This window comes from Sediminibacillus halophilus, assembly GCF_900103695.1.
In the GTDB taxonomy this organism is placed as follows: domain Bacteria; phylum Bacillota; class Bacilli; order Bacillales; family Amphibacillaceae; genus Sediminibacillus; species Sediminibacillus halophilus.
In genome coordinates this window covers 46,382-71,456 of sequence record NZ_FNHF01000007.1, presented here as the reverse complement: position 1 = coordinate 71,456, position 25,075 = coordinate 46,382, and the positions used below count along the sequence as shown (strand labels likewise).

The window sequence follows — 25,075 nt, the reverse complement described above, 5'->3', positions numbered from 1 at the left end:
TTTTGTAGAAAAGCCTATGAGCACCGTGCATTTCCGGTGTGTTCTCCCGTTGTTCTCTCATCTAAACTTATTATACTATATAAACCAGTTTTGAACAGGACCTTTTTACTAGATTCCGCGCATCTTTTGTTAAATGTTTTCAAAAATAGAAAACATCGGAATGATAATAGCCAGAACGATGGCTCCGACCATGACGGCCAAGAACACAATCATGATCGGCTCGATCAGCGATTTCAACTTATCGGAAGCATCATCAAGTTCCTGCTCGTAAAAATCGGCAACCTTTTTCAGCATGCTGTCCAAAGACCCCGAGCTTTCTCCGACGGCGATCATTTGGGTCACCAGCTTCGGAAAGGCCCAGTGGTCTTTCATCGGGCCAGCCAACGATTCTCCCTCTTCCAAAGAAGCCTGACTGTCTTTTAGCACCTGCTTAAACACCTGATTGCCGATTACACGTTCGGTAATACTAATCGCCTGTAAAATCGGAACCGAGCTGGCCAAAAGCGAGCTCAACGTCTGGGTCATCCGGGCTAATAAAGCTTTTTGCAGAAACTTGCCGAACAACGGAAGTTTTAGTTTAGCACGGTCTAACCGTTTTGCGATATGAGCCTTTTTGCTTAAGTATTGATAGATAACGGAAAGAAGCACAGCCAATATAACTATTACCCACCAATACCCTTGGGCCAAACTACTTATTCGCAAAATAATCGCCGTATAAACAGGTATTTCTTCCCCGAATGATGCAAACATGTCCGTGAAAATCGGTACAATAAAAACAAGCAGAAAAATCGAAACCAGGATAGAGATTGTACCGACTGCCATTGGATAGGCAAGCGAAGAAGTAATTTTTTGCTTTAAACGATATTGCTTTTCATAATAGGACGCCATGTTATCGAGAATTTCATCCAGGCTGCCGCTAATCTCCCCTGCGTGGACCATACTCACCAATAATTCCGGAAAAATTTTAGGATATTTCTCCATTGCCTCGGTTAGCGTAACGCCGGTTTCCAAATCTCCTTTGACGTGTTCCAGTGCTGCTTTTAGATATTTGTTATCAGATTGTTCTGCCAGGATCCCAGTTGCAGCCACCAGTGATATGCCTGCATCGATCAAGGTCGCAAATTGTCGCAAAAACAGGACGAAATCACGATTTTTCACCTGGCGCCCAAAATAAATATCTTTGTATAGGATGCTGTTGAGCTCTTCCAGCTCATAAGCGACCACACCCTCACTCCTTAAGTAGGATAGCGCTTCCTGCTTCGATTCTGCATTTACTTTTCCCGCTTTCGCTTTTCCTTCCTTGCTTCTCCCTTGGTAGCGGTAATAAGCCATCAGCCATCACCCTCTTTCCTTCAGGTAAGGAAGAGCGAGTTCTTCGGAAATTTCTCTTGTGCGCAGCATTTTCTTTATGTCCATCGTCATGGTATGCATTCCCTGCTCACGGGAAACCTGCATGGTATTCGGTATTTGATGCATTTTTTCGTTTCGAATCAAATTCTTTATCGCTGCGGTATTCCGCAAAATTTCCGTTGCGGCTCTCCGCCCTTGCTTATCGGCGGTCTGAAATAAGCGCTGCGATATGATCGCCTGCAGAACGTTGGCTAGTTGGATGCGGATTTGACCCTTCTGATGGGAAGGAAAAACGTCAATGATTCTGTCCATCGTCGAGGAAGCATCGGTCGTGTGCAAGGTTCCGAGGACAAGGTGACCAGTCTCAGCAGCCGTGATAGCGGTCGCTATTGTTTCCAAATCGCGCATTTCTCCGACAAGTATCACGTCTGGATCCTGTCGCAGACAAGCACGTAAACCATTTTGAAAGTTTTTTGTGTCGAATCCTACTTCCCGCTGGTCGATAATACAATTTCCGTGGGCGTGTAAGTACTCAATTGGATCTTCCAGCGTAATGATGTGCTTGTGCATTGTTTTATTCATATAATCGATCATGGCAGCAAGCGTCGTACTTTTGCCACTTCCTGTCGGCCCTGTAACCAGCACCAACCCTTGTGTGCTCGTTGCTATTTCCTTGATTACCCCTGGCAACTGGAGATCATCCAGACTAGGAATGACCGTGGGGACGACACGGACAGCAAGTGAAAGACAATTACGTTGATGAAAAATGTTCATCCTAAATCGGGATACTCCTGGTATGCCATAAGACAAATCGATTTCTCTTTTCTCCTCCAATCGTTCCCATAACTTATCATTGATTGCGCTTCTGACCATTTCCTCCGTATCCTCTGGTGAAAGCTTGTCCTGACCGAATGGTCGTAATTCCCCATTGATGCGAAAAACTGGCTGAGTTCCTACTGTAAGATGTATGTCAGAAGCATTTTGGAAAAAAGCTTCCTGTAATAAAGAATCCAATCGATTCATGTTGATCCCCCCTTACTCTTCCGTTGCAACCCGTAACACTTCTTCCAGGCTGGTGGTTCCCTGTTTCACTTTTTCCAGCCCGTCATCCATTAAAAACTTCATGCCATTCTGTTTCAAATAATTTTTCACCTCAGACATCGAGCTGTTTTCCATCATCATGTGCCGGATGGCATCGTCAATCACCAATAGCTCCTGAATCGCTGTCCTGCCTTTATATCCAGTCTGCCTGCAACTGTTACAGCCTTTTCCTTCATATAGCCTATCTATTGCAATGTTATGTCTTTCAAAGATTTCTTTTTCCATCTGATTGAGTCCTCTGCTTTGTTTACAATCCTTGCACAGTTTTTTTACCAGCCGCTGTGCCATAATGCCGGATAGCGAGGATACCACCAGATAAGGCTCTACTTTCATATCAAACAACCTAGGTATGGCAGCCATGGCACTGTTCGTATGAAGGGTGCTGAACACCATGTGTCCTGTAAGAGACGAACGGACGGCTATTTCTGCTGTTTCCGTATCCCGGATTTCTCCTACCATGATGATATTGGGATCCTGGCGTAATATCGACCGGAGTCCGGCGGCAAAATCGAGACCGATTTTTGCATTCACCTGTACCTGGTTAATTCCTTCCAACTGATATTCCACCGGATCTTCTACCGTGATAATGTTGACTTCCTCACGGTTCAGTTGGTTGATTGAAGCATACAAAGTCGAGGTCTTTCCCGACCCTGTCGGTCCCGTCAAGAGGATCAATCCGGAAGGCTGCTGGATCAGCTTGCGATAATAATGATAATTTTCTTCGCTGAAGTCCAGATCGGTAAGCTTCTTAACAATATTGGAAAGATCGAGAATCCGGATTACGATTTTTTCACCGAACACGGTCGGCAAAATCGATATTCGCAAATCGATTGGCTTTTCGTCAATGACCACCCGGACTCTTCCGTCCTGAGGTAGCCTCGTCTCGGTAATATTCAAATTCGCCATGATTTTCATTCGGGCTGTCAGCGAGTTCTGTAAACGTTTCGGAATGGTTCTTTCTTTATGAAGCATGCCATCAACACGATAACGGACAGATAAACTGTCTTCGGCCGGATCAATATGGATGTCGCTCGCCTTCAAATGGACTCCTGTCTGCAGCAGTTGATCCATTATCCGGACAGCGGGAGCGTCATCAGCCAGATCCGCGTCATCTTCCTCCATAGCGAAGTCTTCTTGATCGTAATACTTGTTGATCGCCTGTAAAATATCATCCTTTGAAGCAATCACCGGTTTGATATCGAAACCCGTCGACAACTCCAAATCATCTATTGAAAAATAGTCTATCGGATCATTCATCGCTACTGTCATCGTATTTTCTCTCAAAGTCAACGGCATCAGTACGTTTCGTTGGGCCATTTCCTTTGGCACCATTTCCGTTAGTTTTTGATCAATTGGATACCTATATAAGGACACGCTTTGGATACCAAGCTGTAACTCCAACACTTCAAGTAGCTGCTGCTCGGTAATAAAACCTTGTTCCAGTAAAGCGTCTCCGAGTTTCTGCCCCTGTTTTTTTTGTTCGAGTGTTTCCACAATCTCCGTTTCCGTTAATACGCCCGCTTCTTTCAGTAGATCGCCCAGCTTCTTTTTATTGCGGATCGGCATGTTATTCCTCCTGTTCGTCTGTTTCCCTGATTGGTTCTTTGGTAAGGATCTCTTCGATCTCTGAAGGACCTCCACCCGATACAAAAGGAAGCGCATCGATATTGAATTCTTCGTACGCAATCCTGCCTCCTCCGTCTCCGGTCAGTGATTCAGAAACAACCATTCCTTTCAGTTGGCCACCTCCCGTGAAGTGGAAATCTGCATGTGGTGCGTATATAAGATAGGCACTTCTTGCACCGCCATCGACTTTCACGTTTGATCCGCCGGTGAAAATGTGTCCGGTGAATCCACCACCTCCCGTTAATTCGATGTCAGCCCGTTCCGCAAACAGGGAACCTCTTATCACTTGAGACCCTGCAAGCTTCAGTTTTTCCAAACCTTTATAGTAAACGTCGACAGTGTCGATTTCTCCAGACCCATTCAGCGTGCTACCCGAACCAAATGTGATTTTGTCCCGTACAAAAAACGTCAGCTTACCTGGATTCTTTAGTTGGATATGGCCATTTTCTAAATTCAAATGATCCACCACTATGGAAAGATTGTTGCCATGTAGATCCATGGTCAGTTGATTGTTGCTGCTGATTTTAATTTCTTTAAAAAAAGTGCTCCGTTCCAGGGACAGGGAATAATTGCCCCCGCCACTAATCTTCAGCCTCCCATCCTGGATGACTCCTGTTCTGCCGCCTTGCAAGCTACGATCCTCCGCTTGAGGATACTCGGGAAACGCTGGGAACTCCGGCAACTTCATTGTTCCCTTGGCCTGTCCTGTGGGTTTTGGCAAATCATCCAGCATCCAATCTGGTGCATCAAGTGCACGATTCTCTGATCCAAACGGTACATAAATGTTTCCATCATGCAGGGTCGCGCCTCCATCAAAACGTATGGAGTGCGCTTTATCTGAATTTGTTTTCATGTTTCCCTTGATTGTCGCACCACCCGATAAATCGATAGTCGTATTGGTATATACCGCAGTCCCGACAGGTAAATCGACGCCGCCGTTGTCTCTAGGTAGCCAGTTGATGGTGAATGGCCGTTCCACCGTTCTGGAACGCTTGCCGATAGTCCCAGTGGAAACAAGCTTGTACTGAATGGTTTGTCCATCATCCTTTGAATTCACCTCTATATGAACGACAGCTTCAGGCTGATTTCCAAACGCCTGTTCAAAGTCGCTATATGTCCGTTCCGTTTGGATCAGTTCCTTGATCTCCGCTTCCGAACCATCCTCTTCATGGTAATAACGTTCGATTGCTGTTTCGATTTCCGCGTATTTCAAGGCTGCCCCCGCCTCGGCAATATAGTAAGCAGACTGCTCGCTCCGTTCACTTGAACTCAACTTTGTGTGATGGACAATCACTCCGAGCAAGCTCAAACCCAAAACCGAAAGAATGACGAGTACGATCAACGTAAAAGCTAGAGCAGATCCTGCCTGGCTATTCCATATACTTTTCCAGTTCATCCTTTTTTCCGGCATCATTCATCCCTACTCCCTGATATATAAAACTGTTGATACTTCAGACAGCTGATGAGAGTCGCCTGCACCCTTTATTTTCAGTGTCACACCAGTGCCTTGCTCTGTCGGTTCGACTTGGAATTCTGAAATCCCTTCGGCCACCATTCGTCCGTTGCGTAACAGATCGCCTTCATTTAACCGGTACACAACCTCATCAAGCTTTAATTGGTTGTTTGTCACGGTTAAGGAATCAGCTTGGCGCACATCCTTGGTGATTTGTTTTAAAGCCAGCCTGACTTCTGATTGTTGTTTTGTCTCTTCTAACTGGCTCGTATATTGTGTTTGACCAAACCAGGCAACAGATCCTGCAAGCATAATAATCAAACCGAGTAGTGCCAGAACAGCCAGTAACTCTACCAGTGTAAAACCTTTGCTATTGGTCATTTTCACCTTGCTGCTCCTTCCAATTGATAGTAGTTTCCATCTGAGCTTCGAGTTTGGAAGAACCAGATTGATAGACTTTCACCATCACATTGCCAAGACTACTATTCTCAAGCAACGGTTTTAGCTCTATTTTCACCTCATAACCATCCGCAACTTCCGTGTACTTTCCACCGCCTTCTTCATTTCCATATTCATCAGCTAATTTATTTTCACATTCTGTGTAGCCAGTACAACTGACACTTAAATGATAAATTTCTTCCATGTACCTTTCGGCCACATAGGTAGCTGTAACAATCGAATCGGCATTTTTGTTAGTCTTGGCAGCCTGAGCAAAAAAAGCGAAAAACGTGGTAATGATGATGGATAATATCGCAATGGAAACAACCACTTCAATAAGAGTCAGTCCGCTTTCGTTCTTCATAAGCCACTCCTTTATTTTCACAAACAAGCCCCCTAATTCCTTGTGGTTGGTTTCCTTAAACACCACCCTATCAATTTTTTATGGACTGCTGCCATAAAAAAACTGCGGCCGTCTATTGGCAGCAGCGAGTTAGTGAAAAGTCCCTATTTCTCATAAACAGCCACCCTGTTTCGGCCCTTCTGTTTTGCCCCTACGTACATTGCCCTGTCTGCATGGCGGATGAGTTCCATGGGTTCTTCACATTCATCAGGATAGGAAGCAATACCGATACTTGCAGTCAGAGATACTTTAATCGTTTCTTCCCCATCCATTATGTGATCTGAAAGGTGAAAAGGATCTTCCGATATCGATTTACGAATGACTTCAGCCAGGAACAATGCCGCCGACTTATTGGCATTCGGAAGAAAAACAATAAATTCCTCTCCACCGTATCGGGCAGTAATCCCTTTCTGTCCAACTATCCTTGTAAGTCTGGCAGCAAGTTCCCGCAATATTTCATTTCCACTTTGGTGACCGTATGTATCGTTGAATGCTTTGAAATGATCAAGATCGAGCAAAATCAAAGAGGAGGGCTCTTTGATACTTTCCGGCCGCTGACTGGCAAAGTACATATGCAAATAGTCTTCAAAGTAACGGAAGTTGTACAAACGGGTAAGAGCATCCCGCTCACTTCTCATTTTTGTTTCTTCATAATTTTTTGCATTTTGCAGCGATACTGCCAAGTAATTAGTCAGAATGGAAAGCATCATAAATTGAGATTTTTCAAAAGCCCGTTTTTGCTTGGAAATCAGCGTGATGACGCCGACAACCTTATTATCTCTTTCCAGAGGCACAGACATCAGACTTTCCCCCGGCATCTCTAAGTGTTTTGCAACCATACCCGCCCACTGACTTCTCCGGCGGTAATGCACACCTTGTCTACTGGCCCAAACACGACCGCTTACTGCTTCCTTTTTATAGAGACGATCATATTCAGGAAAATCCATGCGTCTTTCCTTGTCAATGAAGCGGACAAGCCGCATGCTCGAACTATCTTCTACTTCATAGACCATCGTATAGTCTACAGGCAACAGTTCATGAATTTGCTCGTTGAAAAGATCGATGACTTCATTCACTTCCATTTGCGCTGTCAGCAGATGACCGATTTCGCTCGTTTTTTGCAAATGATAGTTTATCTTCTGGCTTGAATGATACATACGTAAAATATAACTAATACTTAATAACGGGAATCCGATAAACAGAATTGCAGTCGTGCCGTTTTGTACAAACAGCAAATGTAGGATTAGCCCGATCGGAAGGACCAGAATCAGTGTATATGCTTCCCAAATAAGCCCACTGTCAAAAAAAGAAGCCTTTATGCCGTACACAAATCGCTTGATCAGACGAAGGGAGAACTGATTGGTGAAAAAAGCGGTTAAAACATACCCGATAATAGGCAGGGCGTTTTGCGGATCTTTCAACACACCCTCTCCATTACTTCCGCCCAACAACCAATAGACCAATGCCGATACAATCGAAATTATTAAAAACATGAATAGATTCATAGGGATACGAAACCATTCCGCTCGCTTCAATCGAATACCAGCCAAAAGACAAAGGATGGAAAACTGCGTTAGAATGATTTCGATGAAAAGACCGTAATATAAAAACACAGCTAAACTAAGCCCATTGACGAAAAAGATAGGCGTTTGATTGATGATAATCGGAAACAGGGCGACACTGCACATCAGTAAACCAAATAATACTATGTCATACCAGTTGACTGGTATATCAGGATTCCATTGCTGATAACTTAACCAGGCAAGTAATGGCCAAAGAATGAGCCATGTAACTAAGAGAAAAATTTTTTTATTTTTGCTTACCATTCTCAGCATCTCCCCGACTTCTCTATCACTTTCACACCATCAAACTTAGGTCTTAAGCCTTATTTAATTTCCTAAATTTAAAATACCATACTTATCAAGGTTTAACAAAGAATTTTCTGACTAATTCTATGAAATATAAGGACCCGGTGATAAATAAAATGGATTCTCCCGTTGATTCCAAATGGTTTTGGATAACATCTTCCCACTTATCTATCTTGCTGTTTTTTTCTGGATAGTATGTCTGCAAGACCTCAGCGGAAGCTGCCCGTTCGTGCGGGAAGCTAGTAAAATGGACATATTGAAAGTCATTTCCCAACTGTGAAAGCATCTTGTGAAGAGGCTTGTCTTTAAAAGCTGCAAATAGTAATTGCTTCTTCTTGTTAGGATAAAAATGTTCCACAGTCGATAAAAAAGCTGCCATTCCTTCTGGATTATGAGCCGCATCGATGATGACGGCCGGGTGGTCATGAATTTTTTCAAATCGACCTTGAATAGCAGCATGTTTCAATCCCTGTAATACTCTCGTCCAATCCATTGGAAAGCGATTTTCTAAAAGCTTTACAGCCATAAGAGCCAACGCTGCATTTTTCACTTGATGTCTACCTGCCATCGAAATGACCGCTTCGAGTGACAATCCGTTGTATTTAAATGTGAATTCCGTATTTTCCGGGTGTTCAGCCTTCACTTTCGTCAAGGTAAAATTCTTGAAAATTTGGTAGACAGGAGAGCAAAGGTCCTTTGCTGTTTTTAAAATCACTGCTGCTGCTTCCTCGGTAACATCTCCCAGAATAAGCGGAACATGCTGCTTGATGATACCCGCCTTATGACCGGCAATGGCAGCAATGGTTTCCCCAAGGATCCGCTGATGATCCAGACCTACATTGGTGATGATGGAAAGGATTGGTGTAAAGCAATTGGTGGCATCCTCTTTGCCACCCATTCCTGTCTCAATTACGCTAATTTCCGCATTTTCATCCAGAAAACAAAAAGCAGCTACGGTTTTGATTTCAAAGGCAGTCGGAGGATTTCCGATTTCATCTAAAGCTTGAATGGCAGGTAACATCCGATTGACCAATTGGACGGACTGGGTGTCTGTCATCTGCTTTCCATCAATTTCGATTTCTCCTTTTAGTCCCGTGATGTGCGGGGTTGTATAAGTACCGACCTTCCAGCCGCCGCTCCCGAACATTTCCTTTATGTAAGTAGTCGTTGAACCCTTGCCATTCGTCCCTGCAACATGAATAGCACGTATGGTTCGTTCCGGATTGCCCAGCCTTTCCAAGAGAAACTGTACACGTTCAAGACCGGGTTTTACGCCAAGTTGTTCTCGTCCCTCCAAAAACATCTTTACTTCCTGATAATTGCTGAACATCGTGAAACCCCCGTATTTTTTCCATTTCATCTATCTTTTCTTGGACACTTTTGCTTTTCAAAAACTTGAAACCTTTTTAAAATATAATATAGCAACTAACGGAATTGCTTGTTTATAGATACGCATGCTCATTATATACTATCACTAGAAGACGAAAAAGGAGAATAACATGGTAAAAAATGGATGGGTTGTTTACAATGGACACCTGCCTGGTACGAAATTCAAAGATTTTGCGGAATGGATACAGGCAGCAGCTAACGAAAAAAATATCCAGCTGACGTTAATCAAGAATAATGAAATGCTCGCTTTACATCAGCAGACTGGCGGGACGATTTTCCCGGAATATTACAGACGACCTGATTTTGTCGTGTTTGGCGATAAAGATATACACTTGGCTAAACAACTGGAACTACTGGGCATACCCGTATTCAACAGTGCAGAGGCAATCAGTCTGTGTGATGATAAAATCGCTACCTATCAAGCGCTGTCAGCCCACCATCTGCCTATTCCGAAATCCATTGCAGGACCAAAGATTTTCCCTAATCCCCGCGCTTTGGAAACCGCAAGTTTTATCAAATCCGGAAAAATGCTCGGTTATCCACTTGTTATAAAAGAAGCATTCGGATCATTTGGCGAGCAAGTTTATCTGGTAGAGACAGAACAAGAATTGATAGAAAAAGTAGTAGAACTCCAGGACCGACCGTTTATTTTACAGGAATTCATCTCTTCCAGTTATGGAAAGGATGTACGGCTGAATGTGGTCGGGGACAAAGTGGTTGCTGCGATGAAGCGCACTTCTTCCAATGACTTTCGGGCGAATGTAAGTGCGGGCGGCTCCATGGAAGAGTACCAACCGACCAAAAAAGAAATAGAATTGGCGATAGCTGCTTCCCGTGCTGTAGGTACAGACTTTGCCGGAGTCGATCTTCTGTTTGGTCCTGAAGAAACTCCACTTGTCTGTGAAGTGAACTCCAATGCGCATATCCGCAATATATTCGACTGTACTCGTATTAATGTAGCGGATTGGATCATCGATTATATTGTGGAAAAGCTTCAGGAGGGATAAGATGCAAGCAACAGGTTGGCTGATTTATAAACAGGAAGATGCTGCTATCAACAAAGCTTATATCGATTGGTTCATCCAAGAGTGTGAAAAACAGGACATCAAGCTACTTCTCGTTTATCGGGAGGAACTGACCGTCGGTATCTTTGAAGGTAAATTGATCGTTAAAACCGCTGAAAACATGAAATTTCCCGATTTTTGTGTCGTCCGCACCATCGAACCATTACTAAATAAACAGCTCGAAATGCTCGGAATACCTGTTTTCAATTCCTCTGAAGTTTCTTACCTGTGCAACAATAAAGCAGTTACCCATCAAAGATTGACAGCCCTGGGTATTCCGATGGTCGATACCATCTTTCTGCAAAAAAATCTGCTAAGTGAACACTTGCCTGTTCCCGTGCCATTCGTTGTGAAAGAAGCCACAGGAAAAGGTGGACAGCAGGTTTACAAAATAAACGATCTCGATGACTGGCTGTCTGTCAGACAAAAAATCGAGTCATCAGACATTATTATACAGGGATGTGCGGTATTGCCCGGTAAGGATTTGCGAGTGTTTGTCGTTGGGAAAGAAATTGTCGGAGCCGTCCTCCGTAGTAATGAACATGATTTTCGGGCCAATTATAAACTTGGCGGCACCGCTGAGTGGTATGAATTGTCTGCAGAAGAAATACGTTTGATTCGTAAGATTGTCAATCATTTTCCTTTTTCCCTGGTCGGAATCGACTTTTTGTTTTCTAATTCTGGTACCTTGTTGTTCAATGAAATAGAAGATGTCGTTGGCAGCAGAACGTTAAGCAGAGTTAGTGAAATCAATCTTTTAGAAAAATATGTAAAATTGATCCTAATCCAAATAAACAAGGAGGAAACTTGATGGTTCGTATCCGGAAAGCAGCAATAGACGAGGCCGAAGCAATCGCCAAAGTCAGTGTCGATTCTTGGTTTTCCACTTATCGTGGAATTATACCAGAGAAGATATTGGATAAAATAACCTACCAGCAGCGCAGTGCTGCCTTCAAAAAGCGTCTAGTCGATCCGCAACATTATATATTTGTGGCCGAGACGACAGATGGTCAAATAGTCGGTTTTGTTAATGGAGGACCGGAAAGAAGCGGTGATTATCCCTATAATGGCGAAATTTACAGCTTATACATACTCGATGAATATCACCATCTCCAAATTGGTAGAAAGCTTGTCCGTGCGATAGCCGAACAGTTACAGACTGATGGATGTGACTCCTTGTTGGTGTGGGTTCTGGAAGAAAACCCTGCCAAGGGCTTTTACGAGCATTTAGGTGCAAAACCTGTCGATCGTAATTACCTTGCGGAACTGGAAGCCTTTGAAACAGCTCTAGGCTGGGCCGAGGTCGACCACCTTTTGTAAATAAGAAAATCTCTATTTTTTTAAAGATGGTTGATTTTGAACATAAGGTATAAACAACGCAGTAACTGTGATGGGAAGTTCCATTGCCTATTCAGAAAGAATGTTAACCACCGCTTCAATGGCATACTTTGCTTTCCGCAGCGCCTGACTACACCACTACTATAAAAAGGACCAAGGACTACAAAGAAAATTACTGCGTTGTTCAAATTAAATGAGCAACAAAATATATGAAAAATATACTTTAAGAAAAGGAAAGATCGTCTTTAGTTTTCGTGAAATAGGATCTACAAATCGATAAGTCGGCGGGTATTGCCCAAGGTGGTAACATATCCACAATGATAAAATTCCAACCATGTAAAAACACAGGGGGTCATGACAAACACCCCTGTGTTTTTTTCTACATTTCTCAAGATTGTAGTTCATCAAGTCTAGCTTGGACTTTTGCACGCTTCTCCAAATAATCTGCCTGTTTTTGTTTTTCTTCCTCGACTACGCTTGCTGGAGCCTTGCTGACAAATCCTTGATTCGAAAGTTTCTTTTCAACTCGATCTACTTCTTTATTCCATTTCTCGAGTTCTTTTTTGAGTCGCTCTATTTCTTTATCGATATCGATCAAACCTTCAAGCGGAAGAAATAACTCTGCTCCTGTTACTACGGCAGACATTGCTTTTTCAGGTGCATCGATATTGTCCGCAATTTCCAATTTGCTCGTATTACAGAATCGTTCTAGATAATGACGGTTTTTCTCCAGCTTTTCAGCTATAGGCTGGTTTTCCGTTTGAATAAGCAGTTGAACTTGCTTCGACATCGGTGTATCGACCTCAGCTCTGATATTTCTTACAGAGCGGATGATGGCAACCAACTGTTGCATTTCCTGAGCTGCTTCTTCATTGTGAAGTTCCCTTCTTACAACCGGCCAGGAAGCTCTCGTAATCGATTCTCCTTCATGAGGCAAGTGCTGCCATATTTCCTCTGTAATAAACGGCATAAATGGGTGCAGCATCCTCATCGTTTGATCAAGCACATATGCAAGGACCGATCTTGTCGTATGCTTCGCTTGTTCATCTTCACCATACAATGGCAGCTTAGCCATTTCAATATACCAGTCACATAACTCATCCCAGATAAAATTGTACAGCTGTCGTCCAGCCTCACCAAATTCATATTTATCCGCATTTTTGGTAACCTGTTCTATGGTTTGGTTCAAGCGAGTGAGAATCCATTCATCAGCAACCGACTTCTCTCCGGTCAAGTCGATTTGATCATATCGTAAATCCCCCATGTTCATCAAAGCGAACCGGGAAGCATTCCAAATCTTGTTGGCAAAATTCCAGGTAGATTCAACCTTTTCCCATTGGAACCGCAAATCCTGTCCTGGAGTTGTTCCAGTCAACAGGAAGTAGCGAAGAGAGTCTGCACCATATTTATCGATAACATCCATCGGGTCGACACCATTGCCAAGGGATTTACTCATTTTTCTACCGTCAGCCGCACGAACAAGACCATGAATCAATACGTCTTTAAACGGACGTTTACCGGTGAATTGTTTTGATTGGAAAATCATTCTCGAAACCCAGAAGAAGATAATATCATAGCCAGTAACAAGCGCATCCGTCGGGAAGTACCGCTTGAAATCCTCCGCCTCTTTGTCCGGCCAGTTCATTGTCGAGAATGGCCACAATGCAGATGAAAACCATGTATCAAGTACGTCTTCATCCTGTTCCCAATTCTCAATGTCTTCCGGTGCCTGCTTTCCTACATAAACTTCTCCCGTTTCCTTGTGATACCAGGCAGGTATACGATGTCCCCACCATAGCTGACGGGAAATACACCAATCTCGTATATTTTCCATCCAATTTAAATAGGTGCGTTCAAACCGTTCAGGAACGAAATTAACTTTTTCTTCTTGATCCGACTGCAACTCGACAGCAGCATCAGCCAGTGGTTGCATTTTGACAAACCATTGCGTAGACAAATATGGCTCGACCACAGCCCCACTGCGCTCCGAATGACCGACTGAATGCATATGTTCCTCTATTTTAAACAATACATCCTGTTCTTGGAGATCCTTAATCAATTGCTTCCTGCACTCAAATCGATCCATGCCCTGGTAGCTTCCTGCATTTTCATTCATCGTTCCATCTTCATTCATAACCAGGATTCGTTCCAAATTATGGCGATTTCCGATTTCAAAATCATTCGGATCATGGGCAGGTGTAATTTTCACTGCACCAGATCCAAACTCCATATCGACATAATCATCGGCAACTATTTCAATTTCACGGCCAACTATCGGCAGGACAACTTTTTTGCCGATCAAATGCTGATACCTTTCATCTTTCGGATGGACAGCAACAGCACTGTCGCCGAGCATAGTTTCAGGTCGGGTAGTCGCTATCTCGATGTGCCCGCTACCATCCTTCAATGGATACTTCATGTGATAAAAATGCCCCTGAATTTCTTCATGGATTACTTCAATATCCGAGAGCGCTGTTTGAGTTGTCGGATCCCAATTAATAATATACTCTCCGCGATAAATTAATCCTTTGTTATATAACGTAACAAACACTTCTTTAACGGCTTCTGACAAACCTTCATCAAGGGTAAAGCGTTCACGTGAATAATCCAGACCCAGGCCCAGCTTGGCCCACTGGCGACGGATAAAGGCTGCATATTCTTCTTTCCACTCCCATGATTTTTCAAGGAACTTTTCGCGGCCTAAATCGTAACGATTTTGCCCTTCTTCCTTAAGCTTTGCCTCGATTTTAGCTTGGGTAGCGATGCCTGCATGATCCATCCCAGGCAACCAAAGTACATCATACCCCTGCATTCGCTTCATCCTTGTAATCAAATCCTGTAAAGTTGTATCCCAAGCATGACCAATATGCAGCTTTCCGGTAACATTGGGTGGTGGAATGACAATCGTGAAAGGTTTTTTCTTCTCATCACCGTCCGCTTCGAAATACTTCCCTTCCACCCAGAATCGATAACGGTCACTTTCGACTGCTTGTGGATCATATTTAGTCGGCAGCGAATGCTCTTGTTTATTTTCATCCATTTCGTTATACCTCCTGCTTCCATAAATTCCTTGCGGATAAAATAAAAGATGGTACCATGACAGCATTAAACCGTCTGGAAAATCCTTTCATATAAGAAAAACACCTTAGTCCAGCCAAGTCTTATACTTTCAGACAACATACAAAAGCCCTCCTCATCCTAAAGGACGAAAAGGGCTGAATTTCCGTGGTACCACCTTTGTTTACAGACGGACACATCCAATCTGCACACTCGAATGTTTTAACGGCTGTAAACCGGCTTCCTTTACTCCATTTCAAGGAAGCTGCATCCCGGGCGACCTTCCAATAACAACCATCCTGGACAACCTCTCAGCTAATGGTTCCCCTCTCTAAAGGCGTTGTATTGTACTCTTCCCGTTCACGGCATTTATGGTTTTCAATTTATATTCCTTATTTTATCCAAATTTCAGCTATCAAGTCAACAAAAAGATGATAAAAATAGACGGACAACAAAAATCGGGCTGAAATAATGATTTGTTCTTGCTTTTAAGTACCAAATTGATTTCTGTTTCATAGGATACACCAAAAGGCTAAGAAAAGGAGTGAAAGTCATTGGCTCGCTATTACCGATATAAGCTCCCTCCATGGTGTAGATATTGGCTTGTCGTATGCGAAAGGGCTACCCTGCCGATCATGATCTTTCAACTGATCCGGACTTTATTTTTTCCCACTACATTGGACGTTTTCCTTCTCGGTTTGTTTGTCGGGGTTTTTGTTGCATTTTATATGGAATGGATTTAATCTTCTTCCTCCAGCTTTTCCAAGTATTCCTTGCGTTGACCTTCAAGTACTTCCTGGAACTTCAGGCCATGGTACAACCTGCGGTAAGTCCGCTCCAAGTCTCTTATTTGAAATGCAAGCGGTCCGTTATACGGATGCCGGAGGTGATCTTCCACTGTGTCCAGGTAATTAGACGGATTGATAGATAAAATAGCCAAAAGGGATTTCTCACTCTGTAGCAAACGGTTCTGCTTTTCATATAGCGGGAAAGACTGCAAAGTATCCTGAAGGGAATAATCATGGAATTGCCATTCCTGTTGAAAGTAAATCGATAAATCTTGTACAGGATTACCAGTGAAGGCATGTTCCCAATTGATAAACTTTGCTTGTTCCTGGGCAGTTAACAAATGTGAGGGTCGTAAATTTCCATGACACAGACACGTTCTGCCAATTTGGTCCCTTTGCAAATCTTCCATGTAAGCCTCAAGCCATACAGCAGTTTTAGAAAATGCGATCTCGATATCTCGATAATGAGTGCAAACTTCTAGTTCAAACGGTGACATATAACGGCGTGCTTCAAACAGTTCTACATGTTCGAGTAAATCTGCCCGACGGGACTCCAATTGTTGTAATTCATTAGCGACTGTATCCTGAACCAGTTCCTGATTGATAGCATGTTCTTCCATCGTTATAGCATGAATATTCGCCAGTTCCCTGTAAAAACCTTCTAGTTCATGGACTGGCTCATCTCTTTCCAGCTTATCCTGCCAGGGATACAAATAATAAATATCCTTTTCATAAGAAACATATAATTGTCCTTTTTCAGTCAAATAGACAGGAACGATGGAAGAGAGCCTGTGCAAGTTAGCCTGCCGATAAACATTTTCCCAGCCAGAAAGGTCCTCTGGTTTCATGCGAGATCGTTTTAGGGCAAAGGTATAATCAAACGTATGAATTTTATACAATCGGCTTGTTATTGGTACAATTTCAGCTGGACCGATTTGATATTCCTGTAAAACGGTTTGTATCCATTCCACCGATCTCCCTCCTAAAAACTCTCCATTCCTTATTTGGATTTGACGCGGTCATTGATTTTTTTTAAAAGCTTTCTGTCGAATTTTTTGTTACGTAAGAAATCCCTTGACCGCTTCTGGTTGGCAAGGGATTTTCTTATAAGCTCTTCACTTCTTAACAGGTATATAGAGAATTTGCCCTTCTTCTATATCATCGTCACCTAAACGATTCGATTTCGAAATATGAAGAGGTGAAACCTTGTACTTCTCTGCTAATGAAGCAAGCGTATCGCTTTCCTGTACGATACACATTTTCAGCCGGGCATACCGTTCTTCTTTATTATCGAATATGTTCAATAAATAGCGAGTATCCGGTTTTTCTCCTTCCCTTCCTTCTGAAGATTCCTCACTCGATTCCAAGGCGTCTTCATACTCTTCATCGGATTTCCCATCGTAGCTTTCATATTCTGTATTGCTCGATTCAGCAGATTCCTCTACTTCTTCCACTTTACCGAAGAACTCTGCCAGTGATTGGGTTTTCTGTTTCCATCTGTCTTTTTCCTGTTCCTTTTCGCTCCGTAATGAATCTTGATCGACAGCATCTTGTACGCGCTCGTATCCCTCATCGGGGCTCTCCGCTTTTTCTTTTACATCAAATCGGAAAACTTCCTGCTCTTCTGTTTCAACTGCCGGCTCTTCTTTTACTGCTTCCAATATTGGTATATCAGGAACCGTGGTGTCACGTGCTTCCTCTGCAGTTTCAAATTCTGTATCTTCCAGCAAAGCTTCTGCTTCTGCTTCTTCCTCTGCTTCCGCTTGCTCTGCCGTGTCAGTCTCTGTTTCAATCTCGGGGGTACTTTCCTGCCGCTGCTCCGTAACGCCGTGGATCGCCAAGGATGCATTTAATTTCAATTGGTTGGATGCAGGCAACTCATAATCAAACGACTCAATTCCTACCCTCACCTCATCCAGTGAACGGACTCGATATTTTGGTATGGATACTTCGACTGGAAAATGGTGAAAAAACTCGTTTACACCATCTTCATAAGCTTCTATTTGATCAACCAGCCGATGGGAAGGATGCTCTCTGAAAGAGTCAGCATCTTCATCAGATTGCCCCTGACTCTTCACCTGAAAGTACTCCCCTTTCAACTCAATTACACCCCTGATCGATACAAAATCACCCATCTCTTGAATAGAAATTTCCGGATCCAGGGATATTCCCATCATTTCATCAACTTCCTGTCCTTTTTTGAACCAGACAGATTCATTCAAATCAAACGTAAACACGGATTGACCACCTTCTGCCAAAACTTACTCCTCCCTTCAAGATCCATAAACCTCGAACACTCTCTCCCTTAAGATATATGACCTTCGCCATGAAATTATGCCAAAACCCGCTAGGTAGGCAGGAGAAGCTTAGAATTCGATTTGAACGATGGATCTAGAGGCACTATGGTGCAGCAGATGGGGGTCAGTCCCTATCCATGCAAAAGCGGGTCCAGATGATGCTGTGGGGACTGTCCCCCAAAAGGGGGGATTTCCACCACTTATCATTCTAAAAGCCTTGAATTCAGTAATCCCAACGAAATAGGTCTGTCCCTCTCTAATCTTGTAACAAGATTAGAGGATATACGGGGACTGACCCCCGAATCCGGCGTTTCCACAAAAAAAGCATCCTGCGAAGGGGCAGGATGCTTGTATTTTTATTGATTTTTGCTGATTTTTTCAAATGCGTTTCTGGCTGCCTGGATTGTCTTTTCTATGTCCTCGTCCGTATGGGCTACTGACAAGAATATTCCTTCGAATTGAGACGGTGGCAGGAAAATGCCTTGTTCCGCCATCGAACGATAATAACTTGCGAAGTGATCAAGGTTTGCCGATTTAGCTGTTTCGTAATTAATGACATCGGCTTTAGTGAAAAAGATTCCAACCATAGATCCTGCACGGTTGACACAAATCGGCACACCATAATCTTCAGATGCCTGCTTATATCCTTCGATAAGTTTGTCTACCGTATCGCTGATCTGATTGTAGGCAGCTTGATCCATAAGACTTAACGTTTCATATCCAGCCGTCATTGCCAACGGATTGCCAGATAGAGTACCAGCCTGATAAATATCGCCTGTCGGTGCAACACGCTCCATAATTTCACGTTTACCACCGTAAGCACCTACCGGCAATCCGCCGCCGATTACTTTTCCGAGACAAGTCAAATCTGGCGTTACACCGAAATGACCTTGCGCACTGTTAAAACCGACACGGAATCCTGTCATAACTTCGTCAAATATGAGCAGTGTACCATTATCTTCTGTCAATTGACGCAAGTCTTGTAAAAAGTCCCCTTGCGGCGGAACAACCCCCATGTTTCCGGATACTGGTTCCACAATGACGGCCGCCAGGTCATCACCAAATTGTTCAAAAACGTAGCGGACGCTTTCAGTGTCATTGTATGGAACAGTGATTGTGTTTTGAGCAATCGACTCTGGCACTCCCGGGCTATCCGGAAGACCTAGCGTAGCAACACCGGAACCGGCCTTGATTAACAGCGAGTCACCGTGACCGTGGTAATTGCCTTCAAATTTTAAAATCTTGTCCCTTCCGGTATAACCGCGTGCAAGTCGCAATGCACTCATGGTCGCTTCGGTTCCAGAGTTGACCATCCGAACCATCTCAATCGAAGGTACCCGATCAATTACCAATTGTGCCAGCTTGTTTTCGATCTCGGTCGGAGCACCAAAGCTGGTACCGAGCTCGGTCACTTCCTTTAACCGATTGACCACCCTTTCATTGGCATGTCCTAAAATCAACGGTCCCCAGCTTAGGACATAGTCGATATATTCATTGCCATCGATGTCCCATATCTTCGAGCCTTTCCCTCGTTCCATAAATAATGGATTCATTCCTACTGATTTAAAGGCTCTGACAGGTGAGTTAACCCCTCCGGGCATCAAATCCACCGCTTCCTGATAAGCATGCTTAGAACGATCATAATTAGCCATTATCCACTACCTCCAACGATTATTCTTCTTTTAACCATTTTGCTACATCTTTAGCAAAATAGGTGACGATTAAATCTGCACCCGCGCGTTTCATCGAAGTCAGTTTTTCCATCACCAATTCCCGCTCATTGATCCAGCCATTTTGCGCTGCTGCCTTCACCATTGAATATTCTCCACTTACGTTATAAGCGACCAACGGTGCATTAAAACGGTCTTTGACTTCCCTCATGATGTCCAAGTAAGACATCGCTGGCTTGACAATAAGGAAATCCGCACCTTCTTCCATGTCGGAAGCCGCTTCTCGAAAAGCCTCCATTCTGTTGGATGGATCCATCTGGTATGTCTTTCTGTCGCCGAATTGCGGTGTACTGTCCGCTGCATCACGAAATGGACCATAGTAAGCCGATGCATATTTAACTGCGTACGACATAATCGGAATGTGTTTAAACCCGGCATTATCCAACCCTTCTCTGATAGCAGCAACAAATCCGTCCATCATATTAGAGGGAGCAATGATATCCGCTCCCGCTTTGGCCTGGCTGATGGCTGTTTCGACATGGAGTGGAAGAGAAGCGTCGTTATCTACGTCCCCATCATGAATGACTCCGCAATGGCCGTGGGATGTGTATTCACAGAGACAAGTATCCGCAATGGTAATCAACTGCGGAAATTCTTGTTTGATTTTTCTCAATGCTTGTTGAACTATACCTGTTTCACAGTAAGCCTGGGTTCCCTGCTCATCCTTCTCCTTTGGAATTCCGAACAACAAGACGGAACGAATGCCCAGTTCGACAAGCTTGTCCATCTCTTCAGAGAGATTGTCGAGCGAAACCTGATATACTCCAGGCATCGATGGAACTTCCCGTCTAATGCTTTCCCCTTCTATCACAAATATCGGATAAATCAAATCGTCAGTCGACAACTGTGTTTCCCTGACCAACGCCCGCATGGCTGCTGATGTTCTTAATCGTCGATGTCTTTTAAACTCGTTCATATCGTTCACCTAGTCCCTTTCTGTATCAAAATACCTGGCAAGCTGTTCAATCATACCGTCAAGCGTGTAGTCTTGCGGTACAAGAATATTTGTAAACCCTTGTTTTACAGCAGCTTCTTTAGTAGTCGGTCCGATGCATACGGTCAACGCTTCTGAAACAACTTTTTCTTGTAATTCCGGTTCATCTGACGTTAAATTCATAAACGCTTTGACTGTCGAGGGGCTGGTAAATGTGTAGACGTCCAGTTTTCCCTCTCTAATGAAAGACAAAAGATTATCACGGGCTACTGTATTTATCAGCGTATCATAAACCACTGCTTTCTGAAAATAAACCTGCTGCCGTTCTAGCTGTTGAGGAATATCCTGTCTCGCCAAGCCACCACATACAAGCAAAACCGGACCCGGATCAGGATACTTCTTCATGAATTCGATGGCCATGCGCTTCCCAGAATACTTTTCCGGAATAAAATCGACGGATAAACCATGTTTATGTAAAGCCTGTCTAGTTTTTCTGCCGACTGCCGCCACCCTGTTTTTGTCCAACTGCTCCCCATTAAGACCGCAGTCTCTCAATTGCTCGAAAAAAAACTTCACGCCATTGGCACTTGTGAAAAACACCCATGTAAATTCGTGAAGTTTGGAGAGGATTTGTTTGCTCGATTGTGCTTCCCTTTTTTGCAAGCGAAGAAGCGGAACAATTATTGGAACTGCTTCCGCTTCTTCTAATTTCCTTGCGAAATCCTCCGCCTGATGTTCACTGCGGGTGATTAAAATTTTTTTGCCTGTAAGAGGCTTGCCCATTATTGGTCAAGCTCCTCTTTGGCGTCATCGACAATTTTCTGAGCTCCTCGTGCCTTCATCCGCTCAGCAGCTTCTTTGCCGACTTCCACGGGATCTTTGCCTTTGACGACTTCCTTTAAAACCGTTTTTCCATCTGAAGTGGCAACAAGTGCAGTCAGGTTAACCTCGTCTTCTTCCATATGAGCATAACCTGCTATCGGAATTTGGCACCCACCTTCCAACAAATGCAAGAAAGTACGTTCAGCCGAGACAGTATGAGCCGTGTACTGATCATTTATTTTCTGAAGCAGTTCACGCAGCTCCTGGTCATCCTCTCTGCATTCAATAGCCAATGCTCCCTGCCCAACGGCCGGAACACAAAGATCCGGATCAAGAAATTCGGTTACGATATCTTCTCCCCATCCCATACGAATCAGCCCGGCAGCAGCCAGAACAATGGCATCGTAGTCTTCTTCTTTCATCTTCCGAAGACGGGTTTCAATATTACCGCGAATAGACTTTATTTCGACATCCGGTCTGGCTGCCAGTACTTGCGCCGCCCTGCGCAAACTGCTAGTACCGACTACCGCTCCTTCCGGAAGATCTGTCAAAGATACTTTGTCATTGGAAACAAAGGCATCACGGTGATCCTCACGAACCGGGATGGAAGAAATGACAAGTCCTTCAGGTAGTTGAGAAGGCATGTCCTTCATACTGTGAACAGCCATGTCGATTTCCTTATCAAACATCGCCTGTTCTATTTCTTTGACGAATAATCCCTTCCCGCCCACTTTTGAAAGAGTGACATCAAGGATTTTATCCCCTTTGGTCATAATTTTCTTGATTTCGAACTCATATGGCACCCCTGCTTTTTTCAATTGGTCAATCACCCATTCTGTTTGGGTCAAAGCCAGGTTACTTTTCCGGGAACCGATTACGATTTTGCGCATTGTTATCCTCCTGACATCATGAAAATAGAGCAATTTTATTCTAAAGCAGGTCTACCTTTTCAAAAGTGAAAATTAGACAGCATGCTGAATAAAAAGAAATTTATCAACAGAAACAAAAATGCCCCTGTATTATACAAAGCAATTGTCCTGCCTTGATACCCTTTCACCAATCGTAATATCAAGTGGACCATATAGACAATCAAAACGAACATAGAGCCCATTGTTTTAAAGTCATTCCAATAAAACTCCGCACCCGAGGAATACGCCCAAACGATACCCAGGATGATGGAGATCATAAGAGTAGGAACCCCTACCGTCACCGTTTGGAATGACAAGGTATCAAGCCGGTCGAGCCCACCGAAGCGACGAAGCCATTTGTACCCTTTTTTTTCCTTCAGCAAACGGTATTGCAATAGGTACATAATTGAAAATAAAAAGGAAACGGTAAAAAAACCATAGGATAATAGCGCTAGGCTGATATGGGCAATTAACAACTCACTAACAAGGTGGACTCCCCGTTCTGTTCCCAGATTTTGAGCACTAGCCCCTACATGGAGAAGCATAATGAAAAAACCTAGCAGATTCGTAAAAAAAACTATCAAATCCACTCGAAAAAAGCGGTTGATCAACAGAGAAAATGTAACGAGTATCCAGGCATAAAAATAAAGCCCATCATAAATGTTGAGTACCGGAAAGCTGTCTTCAAGCAACAGCTGATAAATTAGGAACAAGGTTTGTAAAACCCACACCAAACTAAGCAACCAGAAGGCAATCCGATTGGCCTTCCGGTTGTATTGAATAAAATCGATAAAGTATCCCATCACACTAGCGCCGTATATGACAAGAATCAGTTCATAAAGCCACTTCATTTCCAGCATATGGGAAATCCTCTCATTTGTATAGCATTACAGCCCACTTTTTCGGGGGTTAACTGGTTTCAATTCGTCGAAGCTTTTTGCACAGCAACCGTTTGCGACACCTTTGAGCCTTGATCAAAGCTGAAGACTTTGCCGCCGGACTGTTTGTTCAATTCCTCTTGAACCATCTCTTCAATACCGAAAATTTGCATGAACATTTGCAGGGATTCTTCCGCTTGTGGCTTCCCTGCCATTTCTTTCGCTTGCAAAATCGGCTGTTTCAGCATCTGATTGATGATACTTTTCGTATGTTTGTTCAGCACCTTGCGTTCGCGATCGGATAAATCCGGCATTTTACGCTCAATGCTTTTCATGGTTTCCGCCTGGATGGATAACGCTTTTTCCCTCAAAGCAGAAATGACTGGAACCACACCCTTAGTCTGAAGCCATTCCTTAAATACAACAATTTCTTCTTCTATCATCAATTCAATTGCCTCTGCGGCTTGCTTCCTTGTTTCCAGGTTAGCATCCACAATTCCTTGCAAATCATCGATGTCATATAAAAACACACTGTCAAGATCGCCAAGAACCGGATCAATATCTCGTGGCACAGCAATATCGACTAGAAAAAGGGGACGTCCCTTCCTCAGCTTGTGTACTGGTGCCAACAAATCTTTGTCCAACACATAATTGTTTGCTCCGGTAGAACTGATCAGTATATCTGCATCCTTCAGCACTTCTGGAAGGCTATCGGATGTACGTGCCTGTCCGGAGAATTGCTCAGCAAGCGCTTCTGCCTTTGATAGCGTGCGGTTGATGACCGTCACTTTTTCCACACCCGATCCCTGCAAATTTTTTGCTGCCAGTTCCCCCATTTTTCCAGCACCAAGAATGACGACATGCTTGTTCAACAAATCACCAAATATCTTCTTGGCAAGCTCTACGGCCGCATAACTGACGGATACCGCGTGATCACCGATTTCTGTTTCCTTGTGAGCACGCTTTGCCAGTGTAACAGCTTGTTTGAAAAGTTCATTATAAATGGTGCCGGTTGTTCCAGATTCTTGCGCCAAAAGAAATGCCTGCTTCATTTGACCGAGAATCTGGGTTTCTCCCAGAACCATGGAATCAAGACCGCTCGTCACTTTGAACAAGTGTTCTATCGCTCCATCTGCTTCATAAATAGCCAGATGCGGAGAAAAGAAGTCTTTGTCCATGTCAAACCATTCTGCAAGGAACTGCTTGATATAATAGCGTCCTGTATGAAGTTGATCAACCACCGCATAAATCTCTGTCCGGTTGCATGTGGAAATAATCACATTTTCCAGAACGCTTTTTTGTTGATTCAAAGACTTCATTGCTTGTGAAACATCTTGATTTTCAAAAGTGAGTTTTTCCCTAACTTCCACAGGGGCTGTTCTGTAGTTTATTCCGACAACTAAAATATGCACTTTATTCTACCCCCAATATTACGTATAAAAACTGTCGCAGCCGGATGCAGCCACATGCGGTATTCATGCCGCTGGCCAGTGCCTTTTGCTTTTCTAATTAGTATAAGTCCATCTTTCATTATAACACGCATGGTACCAGCGACTAATAAAATTTGTGAACAGATATTGAAACTATATGTTAGGATAATATCAGTACGTAATTGTACCCTGCTGTTTTTC

At 43.5% G+C, this 25,075-nt stretch carries 20 protein-coding genes and 1 other annotated feature; of the genes, 3 read left to right on the top strand and 17 right to left on the bottom strand.

Translation table 11 applies throughout. From position 1 onward, the window contains the following. Positions 1–129: 129 nt before the first annotated feature. The 8 genes from BLR82_RS18250 to BLR82_RS18215 all read right to left on the bottom strand — a co-directional run bounded on the left by BLR82_RS18250 (position 130) and on the right by BLR82_RS18215 (position 9,569). Positions 130–1,332: a type II secretion system F family protein gene (locus tag BLR82_RS18250; protein WP_074600876.1), complete on the bottom strand. Its 1,203-nt coding sequence runs from the start codon at positions 1,330–1,332 to the stop codon at positions 130–132. Positions 1,333–1,338: 6 nt separating this feature from the next. Then, positions 1,339–2,373: a type IV pilus twitching motility protein PilT gene (locus BLR82_RS18245; protein WP_074600875.1), complete on the bottom strand. Its 1,035-nt coding sequence runs from the start codon at positions 2,371–2,373 to the stop codon at positions 1,339–1,341. Between the two features lie 12 nt (positions 2,374–2,385). Continuing rightward, positions 2,386–4,017 (bottom strand): GspE/PulE family protein, encoded by a 1,632-nt coding sequence (locus BLR82_RS18240; protein WP_074600874.1) that lies wholly within the window; start codon positions 4,015–4,017, stop codon positions 2,386–2,388. A gap of 1 nt (position 4,018) precedes the next feature. After that, positions 4,019–5,491: a DUF7305 domain-containing protein gene (locus BLR82_RS18235; RefSeq protein WP_074600873.1), complete on the bottom strand. Its 1,473-nt coding sequence runs from the start codon at positions 5,489–5,491 to the stop codon at positions 4,019–4,021. Positions 5,492–5,497: 6 nt separating this feature from the next. Continuing rightward, the gene (locus tag BLR82_RS18230) at positions 5,498–5,911 is read right to left on the bottom strand and encodes a prepilin-type N-terminal cleavage/methylation domain-containing protein (RefSeq protein ID WP_245693891.1); all 414 of its coding nucleotides are present in this window, start codon (positions 5,909–5,911) and stop codon (positions 5,498–5,500) included. Continuing rightward, positions 5,901–6,353: a type IV pilus modification PilV family protein gene (locus BLR82_RS18225; protein WP_074600871.1), complete on the bottom strand. Its 453-nt coding sequence runs from the start codon at positions 6,351–6,353 to the stop codon at positions 5,901–5,903. The genes BLR82_RS18230 and BLR82_RS18225 overlap by 11 nt, the downstream gene beginning before the upstream one ends. Positions 6,354–6,475: 122 nt before the next feature. Then, positions 6,476–8,197: a sensor domain-containing diguanylate cyclase gene (locus BLR82_RS18220; RefSeq protein ID WP_175486853.1), complete on the bottom strand. Its 1,722-nt coding sequence runs from the start codon at positions 8,195–8,197 to the stop codon at positions 6,476–6,478. Between the two features lie 94 nt (positions 8,198–8,291). Beyond that, positions 8,292–9,569: a bifunctional folylpolyglutamate synthase/dihydrofolate synthase gene (locus tag BLR82_RS18215; protein ID WP_074600870.1), complete on the bottom strand. Its 1,278-nt coding sequence runs from the start codon at positions 9,567–9,569 to the stop codon at positions 8,292–8,294. A 169-nt stretch (positions 9,570–9,738) separates the two neighbouring features. On the opposite strand from BLR82_RS18215, the gene BLR82_RS18210 reads away from it, so the two are divergent. From BLR82_RS18210 to BLR82_RS18200, 3 genes are read left to right on the top strand one after another with little or no spacing between them, the layout of a single operon-like run. Beyond that, positions 9,739–10,635, top strand: coding sequence for an ATP-grasp domain-containing protein (locus BLR82_RS18210; protein ID WP_074600869.1), 897 nt, complete (start codon positions 9,739–9,741; stop codon positions 10,633–10,635). Position 10,636: 1 nt separating this feature from the next. Further along, positions 10,637–11,503 carry an ATP-grasp domain-containing protein gene (locus BLR82_RS18205; protein ID WP_074600868.1) on the top strand — a complete coding sequence of 289 codons (867 nt, stop codon included), beginning with the start codon at positions 10,637–10,639 and terminating at the stop codon, positions 11,501–11,503. After that, on the top strand, positions 11,503–12,012 hold the full coding sequence (locus tag BLR82_RS18200) for a GNAT family N-acetyltransferase (protein WP_074600867.1): 510 nt from the start codon (positions 11,503–11,505) through the stop codon (positions 12,010–12,012). The genes BLR82_RS18205 and BLR82_RS18200 overlap by 1 nt, the downstream gene beginning before the upstream one ends. Before the next feature lie 406 nt (positions 12,013–12,418). Here BLR82_RS18200 and BLR82_RS18195 read toward each other — a convergent pair whose 3' ends face one another. From BLR82_RS18195 to hemA, 9 genes are all read right to left on the bottom strand, one after another. Then, positions 12,419–15,070 carry a valine--tRNA ligase gene (locus BLR82_RS18195; RefSeq protein WP_074600866.1) on the bottom strand — a complete coding sequence of 884 codons (2,652 nt, stop codon included), beginning with the start codon at positions 15,068–15,070 and terminating at the stop codon, positions 12,419–12,421. A gap of 158 nt (positions 15,071–15,228) precedes the next feature. Beyond that, positions 15,229–15,460: a binding site (T-box leader), on the bottom strand. A gap of 366 nt (positions 15,461–15,826) precedes the next feature. Then, positions 15,827–16,846, bottom strand: a complete 1,020-nt coding sequence (locus BLR82_RS18185) for a phosphotransferase (RefSeq protein ID WP_074600864.1) — start codon at positions 16,844–16,846, stop codon at positions 15,827–15,829. 144 nt (positions 16,847–16,990) lie between these two features. Next, positions 16,991–18,133, bottom strand: coding sequence for a stage VI sporulation protein D (spoVID, locus tag BLR82_RS18180; RefSeq protein WP_083334934.1), 1,143 nt, complete (start codon positions 18,131–18,133; stop codon positions 16,991–16,993). Positions 18,134–18,528: 395 nt separating this feature from the next. Next, positions 18,529–19,824 (bottom strand): glutamate-1-semialdehyde 2,1-aminomutase, encoded by a 1,296-nt coding sequence (gene hemL / locus BLR82_RS18175; protein ID WP_074600863.1) that lies wholly within the window; start codon positions 19,822–19,824, stop codon positions 18,529–18,531. 19 nt (positions 19,825–19,843) lie between these two features. Continuing rightward, positions 19,844–20,818, bottom strand: coding sequence for a porphobilinogen synthase (gene hemB, locus BLR82_RS18170; protein WP_074600973.1), 975 nt, complete (start codon positions 20,816–20,818; stop codon positions 19,844–19,846). A 9-nt stretch (positions 20,819–20,827) separates the two neighbouring features. Continuing rightward, positions 20,828–21,619 carry a uroporphyrinogen-III synthase gene (locus BLR82_RS18165; protein WP_074600862.1) on the bottom strand — a complete coding sequence of 264 codons (792 nt, stop codon included), beginning with the start codon at positions 21,617–21,619 and terminating at the stop codon, positions 20,828–20,830. After that, positions 21,619–22,548, bottom strand: coding sequence for a hydroxymethylbilane synthase (gene hemC / locus BLR82_RS18160; protein WP_074600861.1), 930 nt, complete (start codon positions 22,546–22,548; stop codon positions 21,619–21,621). The genes BLR82_RS18165 and hemC overlap by 1 nt, the downstream gene beginning before the upstream one ends. Before the next feature lie 59 nt (positions 22,549–22,607). After that, on the bottom strand, positions 22,608–23,426 hold the full coding sequence (locus BLR82_RS18155) for a cytochrome C assembly family protein (protein ID WP_074600860.1): 819 nt from the start codon (positions 23,424–23,426) through the stop codon (positions 22,608–22,610). Between the two features lie 59 nt (positions 23,427–23,485). After that, positions 23,486–24,856: a glutamyl-tRNA reductase gene (gene hemA, locus BLR82_RS18150; RefSeq protein ID WP_074600859.1), complete on the bottom strand. Its 1,371-nt coding sequence runs from the start codon at positions 24,854–24,856 to the stop codon at positions 23,486–23,488. Between the last annotated feature and the right edge of the window lie 219 nt (positions 24,857–25,075).